At 44.5% G+C, this 22,720-nt stretch carries 18 protein-coding genes and 2 tRNA genes; 10 read left to right on the forward strand and 10 right to left on the reverse strand.

Annotation, left to right across the window (positions count from 1 at the left end):
- The first annotated feature begins 64 nt into the window (after nucleotides 1-64).
- Together ushA and ybaK are read left to right on the forward strand one after the other, a co-directional pair.
- On the forward strand, nucleotides 65-1,747 hold the full coding sequence (gene ushA / locus L3V32_RS01080; RefSeq protein WP_150916425.1) for a bifunctional UDP-sugar hydrolase/5'-nucleotidase UshA: 1,683 nt from the start codon (nucleotides 65-67) through the stop codon (nucleotides 1,745-1,747).
- Nucleotides 1,748-1,849: 102 nt separating this feature from the next.
- Complete coding sequence (ybaK, locus tag L3V32_RS01085; RefSeq protein WP_046874289.1) at nucleotides 1,850-2,323, forward strand: Cys-tRNA(Pro) deacylase; 474 nt, start codon at nucleotides 1,850-1,852, stop codon at nucleotides 2,321-2,323.
- A 64-nt stretch (nucleotides 2,324-2,387) separates the two neighbouring features.
- On the opposite strand, the gene rluF is transcribed toward ybaK, so the two are convergent.
- From rluF to L3V32_RS01100, 3 genes are all read right to left on the reverse strand, one after another.
- The gene (gene rluF, locus L3V32_RS01090; RefSeq protein WP_237283671.1) at nucleotides 2,388-3,545 is read right to left on the reverse strand and encodes a 23S rRNA pseudouridine(2604) synthase RluF; all 1,158 of its coding nucleotides are present in this window, start codon (nucleotides 3,543-3,545) and stop codon (nucleotides 2,388-2,390) included.
- Nucleotides 3,546-3,640: 95 nt separating this feature from the next.
- Nucleotides 3,641-4,222 (reverse strand): DNA endonuclease SmrA, encoded by a 582-nt coding sequence (gene smrA, locus L3V32_RS01095; RefSeq protein WP_237283672.1) that lies wholly within the window; start codon nucleotides 4,220-4,222, stop codon nucleotides 3,641-3,643.
- 132 nt (nucleotides 4,223-4,354) lie between these two features.
- Nucleotides 4,355-4,495 (reverse strand): DUF3149 domain-containing protein, encoded by a 141-nt coding sequence (locus L3V32_RS01100; protein ID WP_005382236.1) that lies wholly within the window; start codon nucleotides 4,493-4,495, stop codon nucleotides 4,355-4,357.
- Between the two features lie 260 nt (nucleotides 4,496-4,755).
- On the opposite strand from L3V32_RS01100, the gene L3V32_RS01105 reads away from it, so the two are divergent.
- Nucleotides 4,756-4,832, forward strand: a tRNA-Pro gene (locus tag L3V32_RS01105).
- A gap of 303 nt (nucleotides 4,833-5,135) precedes the next feature.
- On the opposite strand, the gene L3V32_RS01110 is transcribed toward L3V32_RS01105, so the two are convergent.
- On the reverse strand, nucleotides 5,136-5,558 hold the full coding sequence (locus tag L3V32_RS01110; RefSeq protein WP_046874287.1) for a hypothetical protein: 423 nt from the start codon (nucleotides 5,556-5,558) through the stop codon (nucleotides 5,136-5,138).
- Between the two features lie 128 nt (nucleotides 5,559-5,686).
- A complete protein-coding gene (locus L3V32_RS01115) occupies nucleotides 5,687-6,559 on the reverse strand; it encodes a TraB/GumN family protein (RefSeq protein WP_006743037.1) in 873 nt (290 codons plus the stop codon).
- Between the two features lie 495 nt (nucleotides 6,560-7,054).
- Between L3V32_RS01115 and L3V32_RS01120 the strand changes: the two genes are divergently transcribed.
- Both L3V32_RS01120 and L3V32_RS01125 read left to right on the forward strand, forming a co-directional pair.
- Nucleotides 7,055-9,706 carry a beta-N-acetylhexosaminidase gene (locus L3V32_RS01120; RefSeq protein WP_237283673.1) on the forward strand — a complete coding sequence of 884 codons (2,652 nt, stop codon included), beginning with the start codon at nucleotides 7,055-7,057 and terminating at the stop codon, nucleotides 9,704-9,706.
- 438 nt (nucleotides 9,707-10,144) lie between these two features.
- Complete coding sequence (locus L3V32_RS01125; protein ID WP_237283674.1) at nucleotides 10,145-10,837, forward strand: oligogalacturonate-specific porin KdgM family protein; 693 nt, start codon at nucleotides 10,145-10,147, stop codon at nucleotides 10,835-10,837.
- Between the two features lie 55 nt (nucleotides 10,838-10,892).
- Here the strand turns inward: L3V32_RS01125 and L3V32_RS01130 are convergent, their stop codons facing one another.
- Together L3V32_RS01130 and L3V32_RS01135 are read right to left on the reverse strand one after the other, a co-directional pair.
- Nucleotides 10,893-11,342 carry a DUF411 domain-containing protein gene (locus L3V32_RS01130; RefSeq protein ID WP_012842060.1) on the reverse strand — a complete coding sequence of 150 codons (450 nt, stop codon included), beginning with the start codon at nucleotides 11,340-11,342 and terminating at the stop codon, nucleotides 10,893-10,895.
- 21 nt (nucleotides 11,343-11,363) lie between these two features.
- Nucleotides 11,364-14,093, reverse strand: coding sequence for a heavy metal translocating P-type ATPase (locus L3V32_RS01135; RefSeq protein ID WP_237283675.1), 2,730 nt, complete (start codon nucleotides 14,091-14,093; stop codon nucleotides 11,364-11,366).
- Nucleotides 14,094-14,572: 479 nt separating this feature from the next.
- Between L3V32_RS01135 and chiP the strand changes: the two genes are divergently transcribed.
- From chiP to L3V32_RS01155, 4 genes are all read left to right on the forward strand, one after another.
- Nucleotides 14,573-15,694 carry a chitoporin gene (gene chiP, locus L3V32_RS01140; protein WP_237283676.1) on the forward strand — a complete coding sequence of 374 codons (1,122 nt, stop codon included), beginning with the start codon at nucleotides 14,573-14,575 and terminating at the stop codon, nucleotides 15,692-15,694.
- A 125-nt stretch (nucleotides 15,695-15,819) separates the two neighbouring features.
- Nucleotides 15,820-16,413, forward strand: coding sequence for a DUF2057 domain-containing protein (locus L3V32_RS01145; protein WP_012842058.1), 594 nt, complete (start codon nucleotides 15,820-15,822; stop codon nucleotides 16,411-16,413).
- A 178-nt stretch (nucleotides 16,414-16,591) separates the two neighbouring features.
- On the forward strand, nucleotides 16,592-18,019 hold the full coding sequence (gltX, locus tag L3V32_RS01150; RefSeq protein ID WP_046874282.1) for a glutamate--tRNA ligase: 1,428 nt from the start codon (nucleotides 16,592-16,594) through the stop codon (nucleotides 18,017-18,019).
- A gap of 640 nt (nucleotides 18,020-18,659) precedes the next feature.
- Nucleotides 18,660-19,622 (forward strand): OmpA family protein, encoded by a 963-nt coding sequence (locus L3V32_RS01155; RefSeq protein ID WP_006743033.1) that lies wholly within the window; start codon nucleotides 18,660-18,662, stop codon nucleotides 19,620-19,622.
- Nucleotides 19,623-19,735: 113 nt separating this feature from the next.
- Here L3V32_RS01155 and L3V32_RS01160 read toward each other — a convergent pair whose 3' ends face one another.
- The 3 genes from L3V32_RS01160 to L3V32_RS01170 form a co-directional block, all read right to left on the reverse strand.
- Nucleotides 19,736-20,242 (reverse strand): hypothetical protein, encoded by a 507-nt coding sequence (locus tag L3V32_RS01160; protein ID WP_031780328.1) that lies wholly within the window; start codon nucleotides 20,240-20,242, stop codon nucleotides 19,736-19,738.
- A gap of 277 nt (nucleotides 20,243-20,519) precedes the next feature.
- A tRNA-Arg gene (locus L3V32_RS01165) sits at nucleotides 20,520-20,596 on the reverse strand.
- Between the two features lie 177 nt (nucleotides 20,597-20,773).
- Nucleotides 20,774-21,907 (reverse strand): flagellar assembly protein FlgT, encoded by a 1,134-nt coding sequence (locus L3V32_RS01170; RefSeq protein ID WP_048626114.1) that lies wholly within the window; start codon nucleotides 21,905-21,907, stop codon nucleotides 20,774-20,776.
- 169 nt (nucleotides 21,908-22,076) lie between these two features.
- Here L3V32_RS01170 and L3V32_RS01175 point away from each other — a divergent pair, with 169 nt between their 5' ends.
- Nucleotides 22,077-22,715 carry a FlgO family outer membrane protein gene (locus tag L3V32_RS01175; RefSeq protein ID WP_005382013.1) on the forward strand — a complete coding sequence of 213 codons (639 nt, stop codon included), beginning with the start codon at nucleotides 22,077-22,079 and terminating at the stop codon, nucleotides 22,713-22,715.
- Nucleotides 22,716-22,720 lie beyond the last annotated feature (5 nt).

Genomic DNA, 22,720 nt, shown 5'->3' on the forward strand with positions numbered 1-22,720 from the left:
CTGTAAAGGCTCTAGGCCGCTGGGAATGTGCATCAGTGACTCCCAATAAGAAAAAGGTAAATAAATGAAGCAGCGTCTGATTATTAAAACTGCGTTGAGTGCCGCTATTTTGGCCTCGTTAGCTGGGTGTGCTACGCAACCTGCACCAGAATGGAATGCCGATACAACCTATAAATTGACCGTGCTACACACTAACGATCATCACGGTCGTTTTTGGCAAAATCGATACGGCGAGTACGGTATGGCGGCACGTAAAACGTTAATAGATGATTTGCGTGAAGAAATACAAGCAGAGGGGGGCAGTGTGTTACTGCTTTCTGGTGGTGATATCAACACTGGAGTGCCTGAGTCTGATTTACAAGATGCGGAGCCAGATTTTAAAGGCATGAGCAAAATTGGTTACGATGCGATGGCGCTAGGTAATCACGAGTTTGATAATCCATTGGATGTGCTTTTCAAGCAGCAAGAATGGGCAAGTTTTCCGATGTTGTCTGCTAATATTTACGATAAAAATACTGGCAAGCGCCTATTCCAACCGTACGCGATGTTTAACAAACAGGGTATTAAGATTGCAGTAATTGGTCTTACAACCGAAGATACAGCGAAACTTGGCAATCCTGAATTCATTGAACAAATTGACTTCCGTGATCCAAAAGAAGAAGCCAAGAATCTAATTGCTGAGCTGAAAGACACGGAGTACCCAGACCTTATTTTTGCTGTCACACATATGGGACACTATGAGAATGGCAATAGAGGCATCAATGCACCTGGTGATGTAGCGTTAGCTCGTTATTTGAATGAAGGTGATCTGGATATGATTGTTGGTGGTCACTCACAAGAGCCGGTTTGCATGGAAGGTCCAAACGTCATCAAAAAGAGTTTTAAACCGGGTGATGAATGTCAGCCTGATCAACAAAATGGTGCTTATATTGTTCAGGCACATGAGTGGGGGAAATATGTGGGACGCGCCGATTACGAGTTTCGTAACGGTGAACTCTCGATGGTGAGCTACGATCTGATCCCAGTAAACTTGAAAAAGAAAATTAAAGTTGATGGTCAGTCGCAACGAGTTTTGATCCAAGAAGAGATTGAACAAGACGAAGCGATGCTTGAGTTTCTTCGTCCTTATCAAGAAAAAGGTCAAGGCAAGCTAAACGTGAAGATTGCAGAATCTAACGGTAAGCTTGAGGGTGACCGCAGTGTGGTTCGTTACCAGCAAACAAACTTAGGTCGATTAATTGCAACGGCTCATATGGAACGGGCAAAAGCAGATTTTGCCGTAATGAATTCTGGCGGCGTTCGCGATTCGATTGCAGCAGGTGACATTACCTACAAAGATGTGCTGACTGTGCAGCCATTTGGCAATATGGTCTCTTACGTTGATATGACGGGCAAAGAAGTATTGGATTACCTAAATGTCGTTGCAACTAAGCCTGTCGATTCTGGAGCTTACGCGCAGTTTGCGGGTATTGCGATGAGTATCAATAATGGTGAGGTAACCAATGTGTTCATTGGTAATAAGCAACTTCGCTTAGATGGTAATTACCGCTTTACCGTACCAAGCTATAATGCTGCTGGTGGTGATGGTTACCCTAAAATCGACGATCATCCTGGGTATGTAAATACAGGTTTTACCGATGCTGAGGTTTTGAAGGATTATTTAGAAACACACAGCCCTATTGATGTTAATGAGTATGCCCCTTCAGGTGAAATCACGTATTTAGTTGATACGGCGATTGATCAGTAACCCAACTGAGAAAAAGCGATTGACTCAAACTCGCTGATATCATTAACTAAAAGCGCAGATCCAATTCAATCTGCGCTTTTTGTTTTTATGAGGAGAATCTTGATGACTCCGGCCATTAATCTTGCGAAAAAGAAAAAAATTCCACACACGATTCATCAGTATGAGCACGACCCTAGAGCCGATAGTTATGGCTTGGAGGCTGCTGAAGTACTGGGGCAGGATCCGAAAACAGTATTTAAAACCTTGCTGTTCTGCTTGAACGGCGAGCCAAAGAACCTTGCGGTTGCGATTATCCCTGTTGATCAAAAGCTGAACCTAAAACTGGCAGCGAAAGCAGCGAAGGGCAAAAAGGCCGATATGGCTGATCCGGAAATCGCGCAAAAGACCACAGGTTATGTTGTTGGTGGGATTAGCCCACTGGGGCAGAAGAAAGTCTTACCTACTTTTTTGCACGAAAGCGCAGCAGAGCAAGACACAATCTGTGTAAGCGCAGGGAAGAGAGGATTAGAGATTGAACTCGCCCCGAGAGATTTGCTTGGATTAACTCGTGGTCAGTTTGCACCTCTTTGTTTGTAAACTCATGACAAATAAAAAGGACGCTCATGAGCGTCCTTTTTTGATCTTGCCTGTCAGTGAAGCGTTACTTCTTTAGACTCAATGTACCACCGGTGCGTTTAGCTGGTTTGCTTGGCTTCGCGACATTTGGGTTCATGTAATGCTGCTTAGGCTTACTCGGTGATTGAGGCTTGTTTGCTGAGTGCGTATTGCTCGATGCATCTGGTTTACGGTGTGATTTACCATGCTCGCTTTGCGGTCTGCTGCGTTCACCTTGTGGTTTCGTTTTGTAATGTTCTTTTGCTGGACGTCCGCCTTCGTCTTCACGCTGACGGCGCTTTTGTTGACCTTTTTTCGAATTTGGAGCATGACGAAAATCGTCTGCGTTATTTCCGCGGTAGGTACGTGGCTTTTGATTTCGTCGAGATACCGAGTCTTGGTTTTCTTCACGGCTGTCATATAACTTCGCGTCGGTCGCTTTACGAATATTGCGGCCTTTTGAGTCAACACGAGATGCCTCTTCTGTACCCACCGAACCATCGCACATAGCAAGAATCTCAGCGACTTCATCGTCAGTTAAGTAACGCCATTTTCCGTTCGGAATACCGTCAAGAGAGATATTCATGATTCGAACACGACGAAGCTTAAAGACTTCGTAACCTAGTGCTTCACACATACGACGGATTTGGCGGTTAAGTCCTTGAGTGAGCACAATACGGAAAGAGAACTTAGTCTCTTTCGTTACCTTACAAGGTAGAGTGACAGTATCGAGAATCTTAACGCCGCTCGACATCTGTTTGAGAAACTCACCTGTAATCGGTTTGTCCACGCGTACAACGTACTCTTTTTCGTGGCTGTTGCCAGCACGGAGGATTTTGTTGACGATATCACCATCGTTGGTCAAAAAAATCAGACCATCAGAGGGTTTATCCAAGCGGCCGATCGGAAAGATACGTTTTTTGTGACCGATAAAATCAACGATGTTCCCGGGTACATCTCGTTCTGTTGTACAGGTGATGCCTGTTGGTTTATTGAGAGCGATATAAATCGGCTTCTCTTTTGCTGCAACTGGCTTACCATCCACACAAACATCATCACCAGGTAGCAGTTTTGTTCCCATTTCAGGCTTGTTTCCATTAATGGTGACACGACCTTGTTCAATCAGTCTGTCTGCCTCACGGCGTGAACAAAAACCTGTTTCACTGATGAATTTATTTAATCGTTTAGCGTTGTCTTGTGACATTTTTGTCTCCTAACGTTTCACAACGGCGAATGAAGTTTCCTTCCCGTGAAAGGGAAGGAAGAATAAGGGCGGGCATTCTAGCATTAGGGTGAAATTTAGCCCAACCGTTTTTGGTGACGTTCGCGAGTTTCTAATTTCTTTTCCGCACTTTTTCTAAGTAGAACGTAAACGGCTCCGGTCCCACCGTGAAAGCGTTGCGCACTATGCACGCACTGAACTTCTCTGATTTGTTGTAGCCAGCTGCTAACAAAGCTTTTCATTAGTGCTGGTGGATTTGAGCGTTCTCCTCGGCCGTGGACAATAACGACCGTTCGTATGTCCATTGATAGGCACTGTTTTAAAAACTTTACGACTTCATCACGAGCTTCTTTCAATGTTTTACGATGCAGATCTAGGCGTGCTTGGATTGGATATTTGCCAAGACGAAGCTTGCGATAAACCCCGTCTTGTACGCCATCACGTTTAAACTCAACAAAGTCCTCTGGTTTCAGCATTTCTGCGTGATCAAGTGACAGGTATTTTGGGTCATCTTCTGTTAGCCAGATTGCCGCTTCTCTCTTGGCGAGCTGCGCTTCGGTTACTTGGTGTACTTTTTTGTGTTCGGCGGTGTCTTGAGTGATCGGCTTTACATCGCCCATCATCTGTTGGAACAGATCAAAATCGTCATCGTGAGACATAGTAGTAATCTCATTAAGAACAGGGAGGAATAATAGGATTATATCAATGAGTGGTGCATTGAGATCAAATAAAAAACCGGAGTAGGCAAGTAACCGACTCCGGTGCAAAGCGTTTCTAGAGCTAAGCGAGATCTAGTGAGGAGATTTGTCGTTCATGATCTTGTATATGAAGAAACCGCCGTAAAATAACATCAGACCAATTGCCCCAAAGATTACTATCATTGACGATAGACCCACTGCATTACCAAATAGGAGATCAAGCCAAAAGTCCATACGTTTCCTCCAAGATGTTCCCGACAGGCATAAAACTAAATGGCAGTGCCTTGTTGCACACTGATCTGGATCAATTATGTTGCTAAGGTTAATAAACTGTATTTTGTTGTGAGTTATCAGTCACATTTTACGTGCTAGTGTTTAGTTATTCATCAAACGAATTAAGACCTAAGGTTTTTTTGTAAAAAGCACTTGCGTCACAGTTCAGAATCCGTAATATACGCATTCGTTGACGGGGACAAGTCCTCAGTTAAACATCTCGGTGAATAGCGCAGTTTGGTAGCGCATCTGGTTTGGGACCAGAGGGTCGGGGGTTCGAATCCCTCTTCACCGACCATATTGAGAAAAAGGCTCTACAGAAATGTAGAGCCTTTTTCGTATTTGGTGATATTTATTTGGAGCCAGAGGGTCGGGGTCTGGAATGCCAGTCCAATCGAACCCCTACTTCACCGACCACTTTTAGAAAGCCTGCTCAATGAGCAGGCTTTCGTCGTTTTTAGCGCTAGTAATTTTAGACTTCAATAGTATCGAGCCAAATGGGTTCACCTGACGTTAGAATATGGCACTTCACCGACACGTATTGGGAGGAAGGCTCTACAGAGATGTAGGGCCTTTTCATTTTTTAGAGCGAGTAAATTTATTACTTGATGTCACACGAGATGGTGCTGATAGGAGTTTCAGACGTTGTGAAGCAAACATAAGCGGTCTTTGGATGGTTTGGACCAACTTTGATGTAACCTGCTTTTAGTTCGTCTTCATCAAACGTGACAGAGTGAGATTTGCTCGAGCTTCCATCAAAGTAAACAGCTTCAAAGCCTTGATTCATCATATGTGCGACGCGATTTCGGGTATGGTTAGTGGAAAAAGTGATGTTCGCACAACGCATCATTGGTTTTTCGGTAATAAGAAACTGGCCACTCTCTTTATCTAATAGCCCGCCTTTTGCTTCCGGGGTTATATCAATAGCTTGAAAATTTTCTACGTTACATGACGGTTTAGCATAAGCAAGCGATGAAGTGAGCATCATGCTGCTCACGCATAGGAATAAAGCTTTAAATTTCATATGAGTTATTATGTATCCGCATAGGTTAGAGTCGTTTTAGCAGAGAGAGTAAACCATTGTCAGTGATCGTGTTAGCGTTATGCCTGGCTATTCATCATTGATGAGGCCGGCTGTCTTCAGATAAGTTTCTAAATATGGCACCTAGCTTGGCGGGTTTTACCGAGTGGTTTTATGTCAAAGCCCCTTTTTTTAAGCAGCTCAATCAGATTATCTTTACCAACTAAATGCAAACTGCCGACAACAACGGTATAGCGACCCGAACGTTGAGGTAGGACACTGCCAGTATCAAGCTTTTTTGCCCAATCTCGATTGCGCTCATATAAGAAAGCCTGATTAAAATCTTCTGTTGCTTGATCGGTTAATGATGCCTCAACCAACATGCTACCATCACCGCTCTTCCAACTTTCTATCAAACACTGAACCAATTCTTCCCCACCGTCATATTCTTCAATTGACGAGAGGAGCATCTCTTTACCGCCTTCTGATTGACCTGCTATTAAATCGATTTGGAATTGCACGGACTCCAGTGGAATGACCGGGATTTGTTTTTTATCAGCGAGTCCTATTAAGTGCATGTCGACCCCTTTATCAGAGACATACCCCAGTTTGTTGACTAAAGCGAGTTGGATGGTTAATGCAGCCGTCCATGGTGGAGAATTTAAAAGTTGAGTTTCAGGCAACCCTAAATCTTGTGCTATCTCGACTAAGTGGCGACGTTGAGCCTTATCTAAAACATCTTTAGAAAGGATGGTTGTTTGTGGGTAAACCAAGCCTTCAGAGTTTCTGACATCAGCTTCGATAATCAATCCAGCGCTTTGGCTTAAGTGCTGAGTAATAGTTTTAGGGAGTGGGTACATCGTTTTATCGCCCACATGCACAGAGCCAATGATCATCAGCTCGGTTTCCCCTTTTTTTGCTAACCAATGTTGCGGTTCTGCATAAGAGGAAAAGGGAGCAAAGGCAACAAGTAGGGATGATATGAGTGTCAAGAGACGAAACATAGAATGGTCCTCAGGTAAGATACCTTTAAACTTTATACGCAAAAATGCTTGAGGTTAAGTGCAATTTCTCTAGTGGGGATATTCGACAAAATCGTCATTTCTAAAAATATTGACGAGTTTTGACGACGAATAAATGAGAGTCACTTCACGAAAGATAAATAGGTCATTCGCTTACTAATGGTTCACAAAATAATTAGGCGTGATCCAAATCTTACAAAATCAGTCGTAACTCATGAATATGAGTGACCTAGATCGCAGCAAACTCGTCAAAACAAGTTGTTCGATTTTGACGTAGCTTGTAACTTCATGAAAGTTAAGTTTTTATGGTTTTTGCTGAGTATCATTTTTTGAACTAGATCACTTCCTATTTCTATTTATTTTACGCTTAGAAATAACTGGTTGTATGTTGAATGCAACTGTTAGGCCCCTCGCATTTGAGGAGCCGCGATTTTTATCATTGTCGTTTTGAACCACTGACTTTTTTGGGGAAGTAAGATGTTTAAACCTAGTCTGATTGCTGTTTCTGTTATCACCACATTAGCAGGTTGCTCTGCTCTGCAAAGCTCTGAGCAACAAGTTGTAAATTCACTGGCTAATAGCCTTGATATTCAATACCAAGTGTTGACTAACCACGGTGCAAACGAAGGTCTTGCTTGTCAGGATTTAGGAGCTGAGTGGGCTTCTTGTAACAAGGTGAGCATGACGCTAGTTAACCAAGGTGAAGCGGTTAACTCTAAAGATTGGGCTATCTACTTCCACAGCATTCGTCTGATTTTGGATGTAGATAATGATCAGTTCAAAATTTCTCGTGTAACGGGTGACCTACATAAGCTAGAACCAACAGATAAGTTTGATGGCTTCGCTGCGGGCGAAGAAGTGGTACTTCCACTAATTGGCGAATATTGGCAGTTATTTGAAACCGACTTTATGCCGGGCGCTTTCGTGGCTGCACCAAACGCAGAACCTAAGATGATCGCTTCTCTTAACACAGAAGACGTTGCGTCTTTCGTGACTGGCCTTGAGGGTAACAACCTAAAACGTACGCCAGATGACAACAACGTATTTGCAAACGCTGTGTCTCGCTTCGAGAAGAACGAAGACCTAGTAAAACAAGATGTATCAACCACGTTACTACCAACGCCAATGTCTGTTGAAGCAGGCAAAGGTACAGTAGATATCGCGGCAGGTATTGCGCTGCCTAAAGACGCATTCGATGCGACTCAATTCGCAGCAATTCAAGATCGTGCAGAAGTGGTAGGTGTGGATGTTCGTGGTGATCTTCCTGTAAGCATCACTGTTGTTCCTGCAGACTTCACCGGTGAATTGGCAAAATCTGGTGCTTACGAGATGAGCATCAAAGGCGATGGTATTGCGATTAAAGCGTTTGACCAAGCAGGTGCTTTCTACGCAGTACAATCTATCTTTGGCCTGGTAGATAGCCAAAATGCTGATTCTCTACCACAACTGTCTATCCAAGATGCACCGCGCTTTGATTACCGTGGTGTGATGGTGGATGTGGCTCGTAACTTCCACTCTAAAGACGCCATTCTTGCAACGCTAGACCAAATGGCAGCGTACAAGATGAACAAACTTCACCTTCACCTAACCGATGATGAAGGCTGGCGTTTAGAAATCCCAGGCCTACCTGAGTTGACAGAGGTTGGCGCTAATCGTTGTTTCGATACACAAGAGAAAAGCTGCGTACTGCCTCAGCTTGGTTCCGGTACAACGACAGACAACTTTGGCTCTGGCTACTTCAGTAAAACAGACTACGTGGAAATCTTGAAATACGCGAAAGTGCGTAACATTGAAGTCATTCCCGAAATCGATATGCCAGCACACGCGCGTGCAGCGGTAGTATCAATGGAAGCACGTTACGACCGCCTGATGGAAGAAGGTAAGGAAGCTGAAGCGAACGAATACCGCCTGATGGATCCTCAAGATACTTCTAATGTCACTACGGTTCAGTTCTACGATAAGCAAAGCTTTATCAACCCGTGTATGGAATCTTCCACTCGCTTCGTAGATAAAGTAATTTCAGAAGTGGCAGCAATGCACGCTGAAGCTGGGGCACCGCTAACGACATGGCACTTTGGTGGCGATGAAGCGAAGAACATCAAGCTTGGCGCTGGTTTCCAAGACGTTAACGCGCAAGACAAAGTTAGCTGGAAGGGCACGATTGATCTGTCGAAACAAGACAAGCCATTTGCTCAATCTCCACAGTGTCAGGCGTTAATCGCAGACGGCACAGTGAGCGATTTTGCTCACCTACCGAGTCATTTTGCACAAGAAGTATCAAAATTAGTTGCTGAGAAAGGCATTCCAAACTTCCAAGCATGGCAAGATGGTTTGAAATACAGCGAAGGTGAGAAAGCATTCGCAACAGAAAATACGCGTGTTAACTTCTGGGACGTTCTTTACTGGGGTGGTACATCATCAGTGTACGAATGGTCTAAGAAAGGTTACGACGTGATCGTTTCTAACCCTGACTATGTGTACATGGACATGCCATACGAAGTTGATCCGAAAGAGCGTGGTTATTACTGGGCAACACGTGCAACCGATACGCGTAAGATGTTTGGCTTTGCACCAGAGAACATGCCTCAGAACGCAGAAACCTCTATAGACCGCGATGGCAACGGCTTTACTGGTAAAGGTGAAATCGAAGCGAAACCTTTCTACGGTCTATCAGCACAGCTTTGGTCTGAGACAGTACGTAACGACGAGCAATACGAGTACATGGTATTTCCTCGCGTACTCGCAGCCGCAGAGCGTGCATGGCACCGTGCAGATTGGGAGAATGACTACAAAGTCGGTGTTGAGTACTCGCAAAACTCTAACCTAGTTGATAAAGCATCGCTAAACCAAGACTACAACCGCTTTGCGAACGTACTTGGCCAACGTGAACTGGCTAAGCTAGAAAAATCTGGTATCGACTACCGCCTTCCAATTCCTGGTGCGAAAGTAGAAAACGGCAAGCTAGCTATGAACGTTCAGTTCCCTGGCGTTGAACTGCAATACTCGTTAGACGGTCAAAACTGGCTGACTTACGCAGACAATGCTCGTCCAAGTGTGAAAGGAGAAGTGTTTATCCGCTCTGTATCGGCGACAGGGGAAAGAGCAAGCCGCGTAACTAGCGTGAAATAACCTTAATCTTCTCAGCTAAATTTAAGCAAACCCTCAATGTCATGTTGAGGGTTTCTTTATTTTTATGGGAAATTAAGTGTGACCAATGTCTGATTATTTTTCATTGATAAATAAGTTTTAGCTTGTAATGGTCAGGGTTATTGTGAACTGGATCGACTTAATTTGCTAAATGTCAATAAATTACCTGTTTATGATCACACTTCTATTTTTTGAATCATTATAGAAAAATACGGTAAGTGCCTGTATTTACCATACTTTTATCAGGGTTGTTGAGCGTCGGTTTGAACAAGATCACTTTTTAAAATGTTTTATTTTCCATCGCGAATTAATTGGAACAATATTGCGATCGCCAAAGAGGCACATTCCAAAGTTTGCGATAAAAGGGAAGAGAAGCCCTTTAAAACCGTCGCATAACGTGAATAAATAAAGGCAGTAATTATGAAAAACATTTTTGCACTGAGTGCTCTTTCTCTCGCTTTCGCTTCTAGCGCTTTTGCTGGTTCTTCTTACGTAACAGGTAACGTTCAATTCCACGATGATGGTCGAATCCATGGTTCGGACGTTACGTCTACACTGGAAGCTGGTCATACTTTTGATAACCAATTCGGCGGCTTTACGGTTTACACCGAATTTGATGGTATTCAGTTGGGTAAACTGGAAACAGAAAACGGTGGCGCGGGTAACACAACACCAGTAATCACTGTGGGTGGTGAGCAGTCATTTAACATTACCGATCATTTATGGGTTGCAGCGGGTTACCAACACTTGTTCTCTGCTGGCGAGAACGTACAGTACCGTCCATTGGTTAAGATCGGTTACAACTTCGATAACGGTATCTCGCTAAGTAACCGTACTCGTGCGCATATTGATGCGACAGACGCAGATGCGGATACAGATTACCGTATGGATAACCGTATTGGTTACGTGATGAATGAAGATGTGACGCTAAGCTACAACAACGTCTACATGATTGAAGCGGAAACGATGGACCACGAGCTTCGCGCAACGTGGACACGTAAAGGTGTTCAGCCTTACTTTGAGTTCCGTAGCCAAGCACACGGTGCAGAAAACGCAAGTGGTGATAGCCTAGTTAACAATGCGTTTGTATTTGGTGCCTCTTACGGCTTCTAATCTTATATTTGTCTATTAAGAAAAAGCCCAGCAATTGATTTGCTGGGCTTTCTTGTTATTTGTCGTTGCCTTCGTGGTGGCTATATTCGAACACTTGGCCTTTTTCGTTAAACGCGTAAACAGTGTAGCTGTCTTTTTTATCGCCATACTCCATACCAGGGGAACCCATTGGCATGCCTGGTACCGAGAGCCCTTTTGCGTTACGTGGTGGATTTTCTAAGAATGCTTTAATGTCTTCGGCTGGAATGTGACCTTCGAACACATAACCGTTGATTTCTGCTGTGTGGCAAGAGTAAAGCTGTTCGTTCTTGATGCCTAGATCGCGTTTTATGGCGTTCATGTCATCGTGCAATTTCTCTTCGACCGTAAATCCGTTCTCTTCCATGTGTTTTGTCCATTCACCACAGCAGCCGCAGTATGGCGATTTGTGGTTAATGACATCAGCTGCCAATACGTTGGCGGATGCGGTCGCAAGCATTGCAAAGGTCAATAATTTCAACTTCATAATAGCCTCAAATATAAGTGGTTATTTTACTGAAAAAAGTCGTAGTCGATTTGCATTACTAACGACAGTAATAGATGACAGCGCCATTGCCGCACCTGCGACAACTGGGCTGAGCAAAAATCCAAATGCAGGATAAAGTACGCCTGCGGCAACAGGGATCCCCAGTGAGTTATAAACGAAGGCACCAAATAGGTTTTGCTTCATGTTTTTAAGTGTAGCGCGCGACAGTTCAATCGCATGTACCACCGCCATTGGTGACGTGTTCAGGATGGTCATTTGCGAACTTTCAATGGCGACATCACTGCCGCTACCCATTGCAATACCAAGGTTGGCTAACGCGAGAGCAGGGGCGTCGTTAATGCCATCCCCAACCATTGCCACAACATGGCCTTGGGATTGAAGTTGCTCAATGTGCTGAGCTTTCTCATCTGGCATTACTTGAGCGATTACTTCATCAATACCAAGTTCTTGACCGATAGCGTTGGCTACGTGTTGGTTGTCACCCGTCAGCATTACCGTTTTGATGCCTTGCGATTTTAATGCAGAGAGCGCTTGTTTTGCATCCGATTTGATTGGGTCAGCAATGGAGATCAGGCCGACTAACTCACCATCGAGCGCAACGGCAACCGGAGTCCATGCGTTCTGAGCGCATTCGTCAATTGCATCCTGAAGAGCCTCTGTTGCAACGTTTTCCGCTTGCATAAATTGAAGCGAGCCAATAAGCAGCGGTTTACCTTGATACGTTGCCAAAATGCCGCGTCCGCGAACGTTTTCAAATTTATCGAGAGTCACTTCTTGTGTGTCGTGCTGATTAGCAAAGTCGCATACCGCTTTTGCTAGTGGGTGCTCTGACTGACGCTCGGCGGCGTACGCTAACCCCAACAGCTCTTCTTGGCTGGTGGTGTGAGTAAACACTTGCTGCACACTTGGTTTACCTTGGGTAAGCGTGCCTGTTTTATCGAACACAACCGTATCTATTTTACTCGCTAGCTGCAGGGCATCAGCATCTTTGATCAAAATGCCGAGTTCTGCGGCTTTACCCACTCCCACCGTAACAGAAAGTGGGGTTGCTAAGCCTAGAGCACAAGGGCAGGCGATGATAAGTACGGTTGTGGTGACCACCAGCATATAGCTCGCTTTTGGCTCTGGGCCAACGGCAAACCAAACAAGCGCGGCCAGTATTGCTATGCCTACAACGACAGGGACAAACACCGATGAAATCTGGTCTGCCAATTTAGCGATGGCGGGCTTGCTGCTCTGAGCGCTGCGCACCATACGAATAATACGTGCGAGCATCGTATTTGCGCCGATTCCGGTAGCCTCTATAGTGAGAGAGCCGTCGGTATTCAATGTCCCTGCGGATACATGTGCCTCTTGTGCTTTTAATACAGGAACGGGCTCACCAGTTAGCATGGACTCATCGATATACGATTCACCATTGATTACCGTACCGTCGACGGGCACTTTCTCTCCCGGCTTGATACGTAACTTCATTCCTAAAGTGATTTCTTCTACCGCGATTTGTTTATCACCTTGCTCAGTGATGACGGTCGCTTGTTGAGGCTGTAAGTTCACCAAAGCCTGAAGCGAGCGCGTTGTGTTTGCTTTCGCTTTGGCTTCTATATAGTGGCCAAGTGAAATCAAACCAATGATCATCGCGCTGGCTTCGAAGTAAACATGACGAGATGCCATTGGGAACCAATCTGGGAAAATTACCACAAGCATAGAATAGAACCACGCTGCGCCAGTACCGAGCGCAACTAAGGTATCCATCGTGGCGCGCTTGTGAGTGGCCGCTAACCAAGCGTTACTAAAGAACAGTTTTCCGGCAGTGGCAAGCAGCAGCAAACACACAATACCGATCGCGCCCCAAACCAATTGGTCATTGGTGTTGCGAATCATCATGTTGCCACCAGCAACACCCCAAATCATCAAAGGGGCACCCACAACAAGGCCGGCAATTGCATCCAACTTAAAGCGTTTTTGCTGTTGACGTTGTTGCTGCGCTTGCTTTTCTTGCTGTGTCGCGGCGTCTTGTAAAACCTCGCCTTGGTAACCCGCTTGTTTGACAGATTGCAAAATAGATTGATGTAACGAATCTGAGTCTTCAGTCACAAACACCAGTGCGCTTTGTTCTGCGAGGTTTACCTGAGCTTTTTCAACCCCTTGTACATTAGTCAGGGCTTTTTCTACTGATGCGACACAGCTTGCACAGGTCATACCTTGAATCAACATCTGTAGTTGAGCCGTGCCTGCTGGTTGCTCGTCAGGCCTTGCTTGGTCGCCTTTTTCGCTTTGATGTGTCTGGCTTTGGTGTTGATCGGGAGTGATTGCCTTGTGCTCTTCAGCAACTGAGTTATCAGTAACAGCGCTATTGTTGGCCGTATAGCCCAAGCTGGCAACTAGCTCAATGACTTGTTGCTCGGAGAGTAGGGTACGAATCTCTAAGTGCGTTGTTGAGGCCTCGAAAGAAATAACGTCTTGATGAGAGTCTAATAAAGACGAGAGTTTTTTCACGCAGCCGCCACAGCTTAAGCCTGAAAGGTTTAACTCGTACTGATTTCCTGCGTGGTAACCAAGAGATTCAATTGATGAGACAAGCTCTTTGAGAGAGGACTCGGTTTTGACCTCGACTTGCGTTGGGGACAATGTGAGGATCTCTACATCGTGATTCGCATGTAAAGCCTTCTCAACTTTTCTCGCACAGCCCATGCAGTTGAGCCCTGATAAAGGTATAACAAACTGATACATAATCTGCACCTCAATAATAGTGATACATTGAGCTTAAACCTTCCTGCAAGGGTAAGGTCAATACCCATTTTTTGCTCTCAACAATTTCGTCAAAATCGCTTGAATCACACAAGTTCACTGCCATTTTACTTGCGAGTGATCTCAAGGTTTTTTCTCTCTGAATATAAAGTTCCGTTAAAACACCTAAAAGATGAATGAAGTCGCTCACGCTTTTGAGATGCTCTCAATGTCAGTTCAGTGTCAAAAAGTGCTTTTAACGTTTTTGATTTTTTATATTTAAATTTAAGTTTTTGATTTTTAATTGATTATATTATTTTTGATCTTCTCATTTTGAAGTCGCTCAGATTGCTGTAGGGAAAGTTTTTTAGTGCGAAAAAAGTTTGTCATATTTGCCCCGTCCAAACATTGTTTCAAGTTCCTGCCATGTCCTAGTTAGCGAATTTGAAAATGGAAAAAACTAAAAAATATAGGGGTTAAAAATGTCTTACCTAAAGAAAAGCCTACTTGCTACGGCAATCACAGGCATGATGTTCAGTGGTGCTGCATTTGCTGATGGTGCAAACAGTGACGCAGCAAAAGAGTTCCTAACCAAAGATTCATTCTCTTATGAAGTTTACGGGATCATCGCGATGCAGGCCGCGTACCGCGATTACGATTCTGGCAACAAAGCAACGGACGATGATCTAGGTGGCATGCAGCTAAACAACGAATCTCGCATCGGTTTCCGTGGTAAAAAACAATTTGCTAACTTCGGTCCTACTTTTATTTGGCAAATCGAAGGTGGTTACGTTGACCCTAGCTTTGGCGGCGAGGGTGCAGGTCTTGGTGAACGTGACACATTCGTCGGTTTTGAAAGTGCATCTTGGGGTCAAGTTCGTTTAGGTCGTGTATTAACACCGATGTACGAATTAGTTGACTGGCCTGCATCTAACCCAGGTCTCGGTGACGTTTACGACTGGGGTGGTGCAATCGGTGGTGCTAAGTATCAAGACCGTCAATCAAACACCATTCGTTGGGACTCCCCAATGTATGCGGACAAATTCTCTCTAGATATCGCGGCAGGTGCAGGTGACAAAGCGGGTCTGGGTGAAGGTGATGACTACTGGGGTGGTGTCGCAGCGCACTACAAAATTGGTCCAATTCAGTTAGATGCCGCATACGAGGGTAACCGTAACATTAAGATGGAAGGCCAAACGTGGGAAAACAACACATACTTGGTGGGTGCTCAAGGTTGGTTTGATAACGGTATTTCTTTCTTCGCGCAATACAAATACATGGAAGCTGACGCAAGCAACGGCGTGAGTGAGAAGCAAGACGCAATGTCTGCCGCTATCATGTACACCACAGGTGATTGGCAATACAAACTGGCTTACGCAGCGAACTTTGATCTAGAGCGTGATGGTAAGACAATTAACGATACAGCAGACGATGTACTATCTGCACAAGTTATGTACTTCGTAGACCCATCGGCAGTGCTTTACGTACGTGCTCGTACTCTAGACTTTGGCGACGGTGCGTCTCAACTGGATAAACCAACAGAAGGGCGTTGGAAATCTGCGGACTACGATGAGTTCTCTGTGGGTGTTGAATACTACTTCTAATAAAGAAGCAGCTAAAAGGGCGGAAACGCCCTTTTTGTCTTGATACTGATTCAAATAAGCCTTTGGAATGACTGGCCTGTAAGTTTTAGAGGCTTATCTAAATTGGTATAAAGTGAGAAACCACGATGAAAAAAACAACGACACTTCTCGGACTTTGCGCAATGCTTTCTGCGCCTGCTTTTGCTGCTCAACTGACTCTGCAAGCTGAACTGGTTCCTCGCGTTCTCAACGGTGAGTTCGTGTACCCTGAGTGGATTTCCAAAAATAACAGCATCGAGCTGAAGGACGGGGAAAATCAGTTGGCGGTGACGGTTGGACAAATTGTCTTTGAAGATGGCAAGCGCCGTAAGTTCGATTCGCAGCCACTGGTATTAGAGTTTGAAGCAGAAAAAGACGCCGAGCTATCGCTGACTTACAAAGCGTTCCGTACCATCGAAGAAGCGAAAGCTTTTGAACTCGATCCAAAAGTGGTATTGAAAGACAAACACGGAAAAGAAGTGGCATTCTCTATGGTTCAACTTCGTAAAGGTGGCTTGCAAGGTTTTCGTGATTACGAGCGAGAAGTGGCTGACTATAACAATGCAATGAACAAAGAATCGACCAAGGCAAGCATTGCGTCTTCTCCGGCGGAAACCAAAACAATCAAAGCATCGTTTAATGAGTTAAGCCGTGAAGAGCAGCAAGAATTTATGCAATGGGCGATGCGTAACCTGAAGTAATTTCGTTCTGCACTTTAACAGTAAATAGGAGGGCAGTACCTTTATTGGTGCTGCCCTGTTTGTATTTCTGGTGTCAAACCGATTGTAGAATTGACTTACGGTGGTAAAATGTCGCCACTTTTATCCTTGACATTACAACGAGAGATCTCTCGTTGCTCATTACCCCTAAGGAACTCAAATGACGGTTAAAACTCGTTTTGCTCCTAGCCCAACTGGCTATCTACACGTTGGTGGTGCGCGTACTGCACTTTACTCTTGGCTATACGCTAAAAACCAAGGTGGTGAATTCGTTCTACGTATCGAAGATACAGACCTTGAGCGTAACTCTCAGGAAGCGGTTGATGCAATTCTTGAAGGCATGGAATGGCTAGGCTTGGAGTGGGATGAAGGTCCTTACTACCAAACTCAACGTTTTGATCGTTACAACGAAATGGTTGATAAGCTTCTTGCTGAAGACAAAGCTTACAAATGTTACGCGTCTAAAGAGCTGCTAGATGAAATCCGTGCAGAGCAAGAAGCAAATAAAGAAATGCCTCGCTATGATGCTAACCATCCAAAAATCAAAGCAGCAAACGAAGCGGCAAAAGATGGCGATCCATGTGTTATCCGTTTCCGTAACCCGAAAGAAGGCAGCGTAGTATTTGATGATCAAATCCGTGGCCGTATCGAAATCCGCAACGATCAAATGGATGACCTAATCATTCGTCGTACTGACGGTTCACCTACTTACAACTTCTGTGTAGTAGTGGATGACTGGGACATGGGTATCACTCACGTTGTTCGTGGTGAAGACCACATCAACAATACGCCTCGTCAAATCAACATCTACGAAGCACTAGGTGCACCAGTACCAACGTTTGCGCACTGTGCAATGATCTTAGGTGATGACGGTGCGAAACTGTCGAAACGTCACGGCGCTGTATCGGTCATGCAATACCGCGATATGGGTTACTTGCCTGCAGCACTAAACAACTACCTAGTGCGTCTAGGTTGGTCTCATGGCGACCAAGAAATCTTCTCTCAAGAAGAGATGATCAACCTATTCAGCCTAAACGCAGTATCTAAGTCAGCGTCTGCCTTCAACACGGACAAACTGCAATGGTTGAACAACCATTACATCAAAAATTCAGATCCTGCGTACGTTGCAGAGCACCTACAATGGCACCTAGATCAACAAAAACTAGACGTAACGAATGGTCCTGCTATCACTGACGTGATCAAGCTAGTGGGTGAGCGTTGCAACACGCTGGTTGAGCTAGCTGAGCAAATCCGTTACTTCTACGAAGATTTCTCTGAGTTTGAAGCGGGCGCAGCGAAGAAACACTTACGCGGTGTGGCTAAAGAGCCTCTGGAGCTTGCTCTAGCGAAAGCTGAAGCACTGACCGAGTGGACAACAGCAAACATCAAAGATGGCGTTATCGCAGCAGTCTGTGAAGAGCTAGAAATCGGCATGGGCAAAATCGGTATGCCATTACGTGTTGCTGTAACAGGCGGCGGTCAGTCTCCTTCTGTAGATGCAGTAATGGAACTGGTTGGCAAAGAGCGTTGTGTTGCTCGTATTAAGATGGCGCTTGAGTTCATTGCTGAGCGTGAAGCAAACGCATAATTGCTTTGAACTAAACGTTCTTTTGAATAAATAGTCACAAAGCCGCGGTAAACACCCGCGGCTTTTTTGTATCTGAACCTTAGATAATGAGAAACCTTCTCATATGTCGGTGAAGGATGTAGTATTTAGGACCGTAATTCACCTAGGTATGGATAAGATTTTTTAATCCAAATATCTTTGTCGTGAATAAAAAGTGAGCGGTTATATATCAAATATATGTCTGATTTTTATCCATGATCCTTAAAGTTCCCTTTTTTTTGTCTCATTTTTAAGAAAAAACTTTGCTTAAGTTGTAGTGTTCCAGAAAATAAAGCAAACGTTTGCGTCATGATTGTGTGGGGATTTTTTTGCTTAAGATCACATGTTGTTGAGATTTTTGATGACAATAAATTGACAGAATTGGGATTTTTCTCGCGATTTCTTAGCGTTATAGTTCACCCCGTCAGTGATACCGAGATGGCGATATGTATCACTGAACAGGAAATGTACGTAAGTAGCTTTCATAAAAAAAATGCATGTGCATAAAAAGAAGCTGACTAAGTATCTCACTCAAGGAATGAATAAAAAGAATTGAAATACAACGTCAGTCAGACGGCGCATTTCGGCATCTAACAAAAGAACTTCTTTAGAGGAATCAATAATGAAAAAATTAGCAGCGGTAATTTCAGCGTCTCTACTTATGGCTTCAGCAGCACAAGCAGAAGTATACGTTGGTGGTAAGATGGGTAAGTCATGGATGGAAGACGCGTGTGTAGCGGGCCAGGCTTGTGACAAAGACGACTCTACTCTTGGCGCTTTTGTTGGTTACGAAATGAATAAATACTTCGCAGTAGAAGCAGGTTTCGACAACATCGGTGATTTTAACCAAACTTCTTTCGGTGGCCATGTAGAAGCAATCACTCTTGCACCTAAATTCAGCCTACCAATCACTGAAGACATCGCACTTTACGGTAAAGTGGGTGGCGCTTACGTAATGTTTGATGGCAAAGATGATTACTCTTACCTAGGCGCAGCTGGCCTTGAGTTCAACCTAAGCCAAAACGTAACTGCTCGTGCGGAATACCAAACTCTGACTGATATCAGCAACGATGTAACTCGTGCGACAGGTAACACAGCAACACTGGGTGTTTCTTTCAAATTCGGCGGCAACGATGAGCCAGTAATCGTAGAAGAGCCAGTTGTTGTTGAAGAAGTAGTTGTAGAAGAAGTCGTAGAAGAGCCAGTAGTTGTAACGAAAACATTCGAAACTCAAACAATCGGCACTGGTAGCTTCGATCTAAACAGCACAACTCTAAAACCAGAGAGCGCTGCAAAACTTGATAACCTAGTTGCTTTCCTAAACGAGCACCCACAAGCGAACGTTGAAGTTGTAGGTTACACAGATACTTCTGGCCCAGCAGCTTACAACCTAAAAGTTTCTGAGAAACGCGCTGAATCTGTAGCTAACGCACTTGTTGAAAAAGGCATTGATTCATCACGTATTCAAGCTCGTGGCGAAGGTGAAAACAACCCAATCGCTTCAAACGACACTCGTGAAGGTCGTCAGCAAAACCGTCGCGTAGAAATCGTTGTTCCAGAATTTGAATACCAAGTTCAGCAATAAGCTCCTATCCGACCGTAGTATAGAAGACTGAAGCTGAAAGCCCCAAAGAGTTCGCTCTTTGGGGCTTTTTCATTTCTATTTGAAACGGACTGAAAAGCTAAAAACGGTAAACATCACTTGAGGTCAATGCTGTTTAAGCGCCCCATGAATGTTAGGATTTCCAAGTTGTCTTTATGTGCTTCTAACAACGCTTTTTTGGTTTGCATGTAGGCGGCAAGCTTGCCGTATTTACTAATAGAGCGAACCACCGTTTTGTATTTGTAGTCACCGTCATCATTGAACTCTCGCCACTTAGCGATGTAACACGTATCTCGGTTATCTGGGTTTTCAAGAGTGGGGTTAGGCTTGTGAACAATTTTTGGCTCAACGCTGTGTGGGAGTCTGGTCATGAGGTAAGGATCCTTCAAAAGACGTCGCCAAAATTTGCCCCACATTTGCCGGCCTAATTCGTTTCTCAGCTTAATGGCTTTTTGTAAGCCTTTCTTTTCTCCAATACGAACAAACCCAACCGAGCGGTGCAATACCGTGTCCTCGGGGGTATGGATATGAATCTTAAAGGCAGTCTTGCCTTTAGAAATAAAGCGGTGTCCAGTGTTAGTTATTAAATTGCTCTTAGACATAGTGCTAACTAATAATTTTATTAATAGCTAAAAGGGTAAGCAAAACTCATAGATAATTAAAGTAATAAAATACAAAACTGTAAATAGGGCTTGTTGAAATGATTTCAAGGGGAAGAGGTCGGAACAGTAAAAGGTTTTATCTCGTCGAGTAAAGGAGCGAGGCGATCATATTGATTACTGAGGAAATTGTTTCACACGTTACTTGGAAACGCTCTGTGAAGCTCGAAATAGTGGATACAAAAAAGCCTTAGCTCAAGTGGGAGCTAAGGCTATGATATGGCGCCCCCAGTAGGATTCGAACCTACGACCTGTCCCTTAGGAGGGGACTGCGCTATCCAGCTGTGCCATGGGGGCGTAATACCAATAGTTGCAGTTCATTGAACCGTTTTACTGAATGCAAACCTAGCAACTTTGTTTAGGTCTTTATCAGCATCACTTTGAACGACTTACTACGGTCATTGGTATAATCAAATAAGATGCGCTGCCTATGATATTCAAAAGTGAGCATATCTCAAGACTTAATGTTTGCTTTTATAGGATCTTGTTCATTACGTCGCCAATTTGAACACTAGATGCTAAATTTGGCTGATCAATCGTCAGCTCGGCTTCGTGTTCGTATATACGAGATACCGTCAATGTAATTTCACTTTGCGATACTTTATTTCTTGGTAATCCGTTTTGGTCGATAAATGATGCGGTGTGCCAAAGCTGCAATTTGTCTCCCTCTTTTACGCCATGCATACGGCCGAGATCCATCGTTACTGTATTGCCGAAGACAGCAACGACCTCTGGCAGCGTAATTTTGCAAGACAGCTCTGACTCTAGATCCAGCATTATATTGCGACTAACGCGTAGCATCATCTCGCCATAGGTCGACGCCCAAAAGCGCGCACTGCGAGTATCCACTTGGCTCGTTTTGGCAAATGGCCAACGCGCCACTTCACGGTAGGCTTTGTTGAAGACTTCATGGCCAGTTTTACCATCAAATACTTTCATCTCTAACGCAAACTGACGATTGATGATGTCATCTTGCAGTAGTTGAGATTCGACCGTTGCAGTGAGATCGGTAATGACTCCCCCAATGATGTATTGTGCGCCGTTGTCTTGTGCAATCATTTGAGTACGAGCGGGATAGTTACTGCTAATTGAATAGTCCGTTGTACCCACAGATACAAAGCTGCGAGAGGTTTGATCCAGCTGGCGATTCACCACGCGGCTAAAATCGTCACCCACTTGGTAAATCTGTCCCATCACCGCTTGTTGTGGTGAGGCAACCTCAATATTGCCGACAAGGATCGTCTTTTTGTATTGATCGGTGTGGCAACCCGTTGCCGATGGATAAATATCGACGCGAATTTTTACCTCGACTTTACCTCGACGTTTACGCTCAGACTCGACCAAAATGTAACGGACTTCATGGTTGGTAAACTGGTACTCGTTACGGCTTTCTTCTAGTAGCGGCATCAAATTGCTAATACTGCCAATATCTGCGCCCGAAAAATTGACGGCTTTGAACAGCGCGTCTTCCAACGCATGGAGCCTTGCCGTCTCTTCTGAAGAAACGATAGTGGCAACGCCTGTTACTTCATACCAAGATGCCATTACTTTAAAAGGCACAAGCATCACTAAAGTGATTGAAAACAGACTGTTTAATATTTTTTTCATTGATTACAACCGTTCGGGTATAAATATTGCTTTAACAATTTCAGTGAAGTTTGGTGGATTTTTCTTCGTTAGGCAAACAAAGAAAAGCAAAGACTGTTCCAATATTCACTTTCTTAGAAAGGAATTAATCAAGAACGGTATCACCTAAGATTATCTGGAGAATCAAACCATGAAAAAGTGGCTTGTCGCCGCATCGATGATGACGCTTCTGACATCGTGCGCGTACTCACCGATTTACAATGGTAAAGAACCGTACTCGGGAAGCCAGTTCATGCTGATGGATAGTCCACGTCATACGATGGACTTTTTCATTGAAAGCATGACCGAAGACCTGATGGTTTCTAATGTGGCGGTATCTGCGCGGACACCGATTGCGATTACCTCGTTTGTTGATCTACAAAATATGGATGCAACAAACTGGTTAGGTAACTCGGTCTCGGAAGGTTTTATCCATCAGTTCCAGCGCCGAGGGTTCAAAGTGGTTGATTTCAAAACTACGGGCTCTATCCAAGTGACGCAGCAGGGCGATTTTGCTTTAAGCCGTGATTGGCAAGATCTGGCGCAAGAGCAACAAATTCAGTATGTACTGACCGGCACGATGCTGCGCCAAGAGGGCGGGGTGCTGGTCAATGCACGTGTGGTCGGTATGCAGAGCCGTGTGGTTGTAGCAACCGCGCAGGGTTTCCTTCCGGCTGACCGTATTGGTCGTGACTTAGATACGTTAAACAGTATCCGTACGCAAGATGGCGTGTTGATTCGCTCAGACCCAACCATTCGTCAGCCGTACACTGTAATTCTGCGTCCATAGGATAG

This window comes from Vibrio sp. J2-4 (genome assembly GCF_021728155.1).
Classification (GTDB): Bacteria; Pseudomonadota; Gammaproteobacteria; order Enterobacterales; family Vibrionaceae; genus Vibrio; species Vibrio diabolicus.

What these genes read in the sequence shown, in the direction of transcription:
- ushA (WP_150916425.1), top strand. Translation starts at nt 65, where the DNA reads ATGAAGCAGCGTCTGATTATTAAAACTGCGTTGAGTGCCGCTATTTTG.
- chiP (WP_237283676.1), top strand. Translation starts at nt 14,573, where the DNA reads ATGTCTTACCTAAAGAAAAGCCTACTTGCTACGGCAATCACAGGCATG.
- L3V32_RS01125 (WP_237283674.1), top strand. Translation starts at nt 10,145, where the DNA reads ATGAAAAACATTTTTGCACTGAGTGCTCTTTCTCTCGCTTTCGCTTCT.
- L3V32_RS01170 (WP_048626114.1), bottom strand. Translation starts at nt 21,907, where the DNA reads ATGAAAAAAATATTAAACAGTCTGTTTTCAATCACTTTAGTGATGCTT.
- L3V32_RS01110 (WP_046874287.1), bottom strand. Translation starts at nt 5,558, where the DNA reads ATGAAATTTAAAGCTTTATTCCTATGCGTGAGCAGCATGATGCTCACT.
- smrA (WP_237283672.1), bottom strand. Translation starts at nt 4,222, where the DNA reads ATGTCTCACGATGACGATTTTGATCTGTTCCAACAGATGATGGGCGAT.
- L3V32_RS01155 (WP_006743033.1), top strand. Translation starts at nt 18,660, where the DNA reads ATGAAAAAATTAGCAGCGGTAATTTCAGCGTCTCTACTTATGGCTTCA.
- L3V32_RS01120 (WP_237283673.1), top strand. Translation starts at nt 7,055, where the DNA reads ATGTTTAAACCTAGTCTGATTGCTGTTTCTGTTATCACCACATTAGCA.
- ybaK (WP_046874289.1), top strand. Translation starts at nt 1,850, where the DNA reads ATGACTCCGGCCATTAATCTTGCGAAAAAGAAAAAAATTCCACACACG.
- L3V32_RS01115 (WP_006743037.1), bottom strand. Translation starts at nt 6,559, where the DNA reads ATGTTTCGTCTCTTGACACTCATATCATCCCTACTTGTTGCCTTTGCT.
- L3V32_RS01135 (WP_237283675.1), bottom strand. Translation starts at nt 14,093, where the DNA reads ATGTATCAGTTTGTTATACCTTTATCAGGGCTCAACTGCATGGGCTGT.
- L3V32_RS01145 (WP_012842058.1), top strand. Translation starts at nt 15,820, where the DNA reads ATGAAAAAAACAACGACACTTCTCGGACTTTGCGCAATGCTTTCTGCG.
- L3V32_RS01160 (WP_031780328.1), bottom strand. Translation starts at nt 20,242, where the DNA reads ATGTCTAAGAGCAATTTAATAACTAACACTGGACACCGCTTTATTTCT.
- rluF (WP_237283671.1), bottom strand. Translation starts at nt 3,545, where the DNA reads ATGTCACAAGACAACGCTAAACGATTAAATAAATTCATCAGTGAAACA.
- L3V32_RS01100 (WP_005382236.1), bottom strand. Translation starts at nt 4,495, where the DNA reads ATGGACTTTTGGCTTGATCTCCTATTTGGTAATGCAGTGGGTCTATCG.
- L3V32_RS01175 (WP_005382013.1), top strand. Translation starts at nt 22,077, where the DNA reads ATGAAAAAGTGGCTTGTCGCCGCATCGATGATGACGCTTCTGACATCG.
- L3V32_RS01130 (WP_012842060.1), bottom strand. Translation starts at nt 11,342, where the DNA reads ATGAAGTTGAAATTATTGACCTTTGCAATGCTTGCGACCGCATCCGCC.
- gltX (WP_046874282.1), top strand. Translation starts at nt 16,592, where the DNA reads ATGACGGTTAAAACTCGTTTTGCTCCTAGCCCAACTGGCTATCTACAC.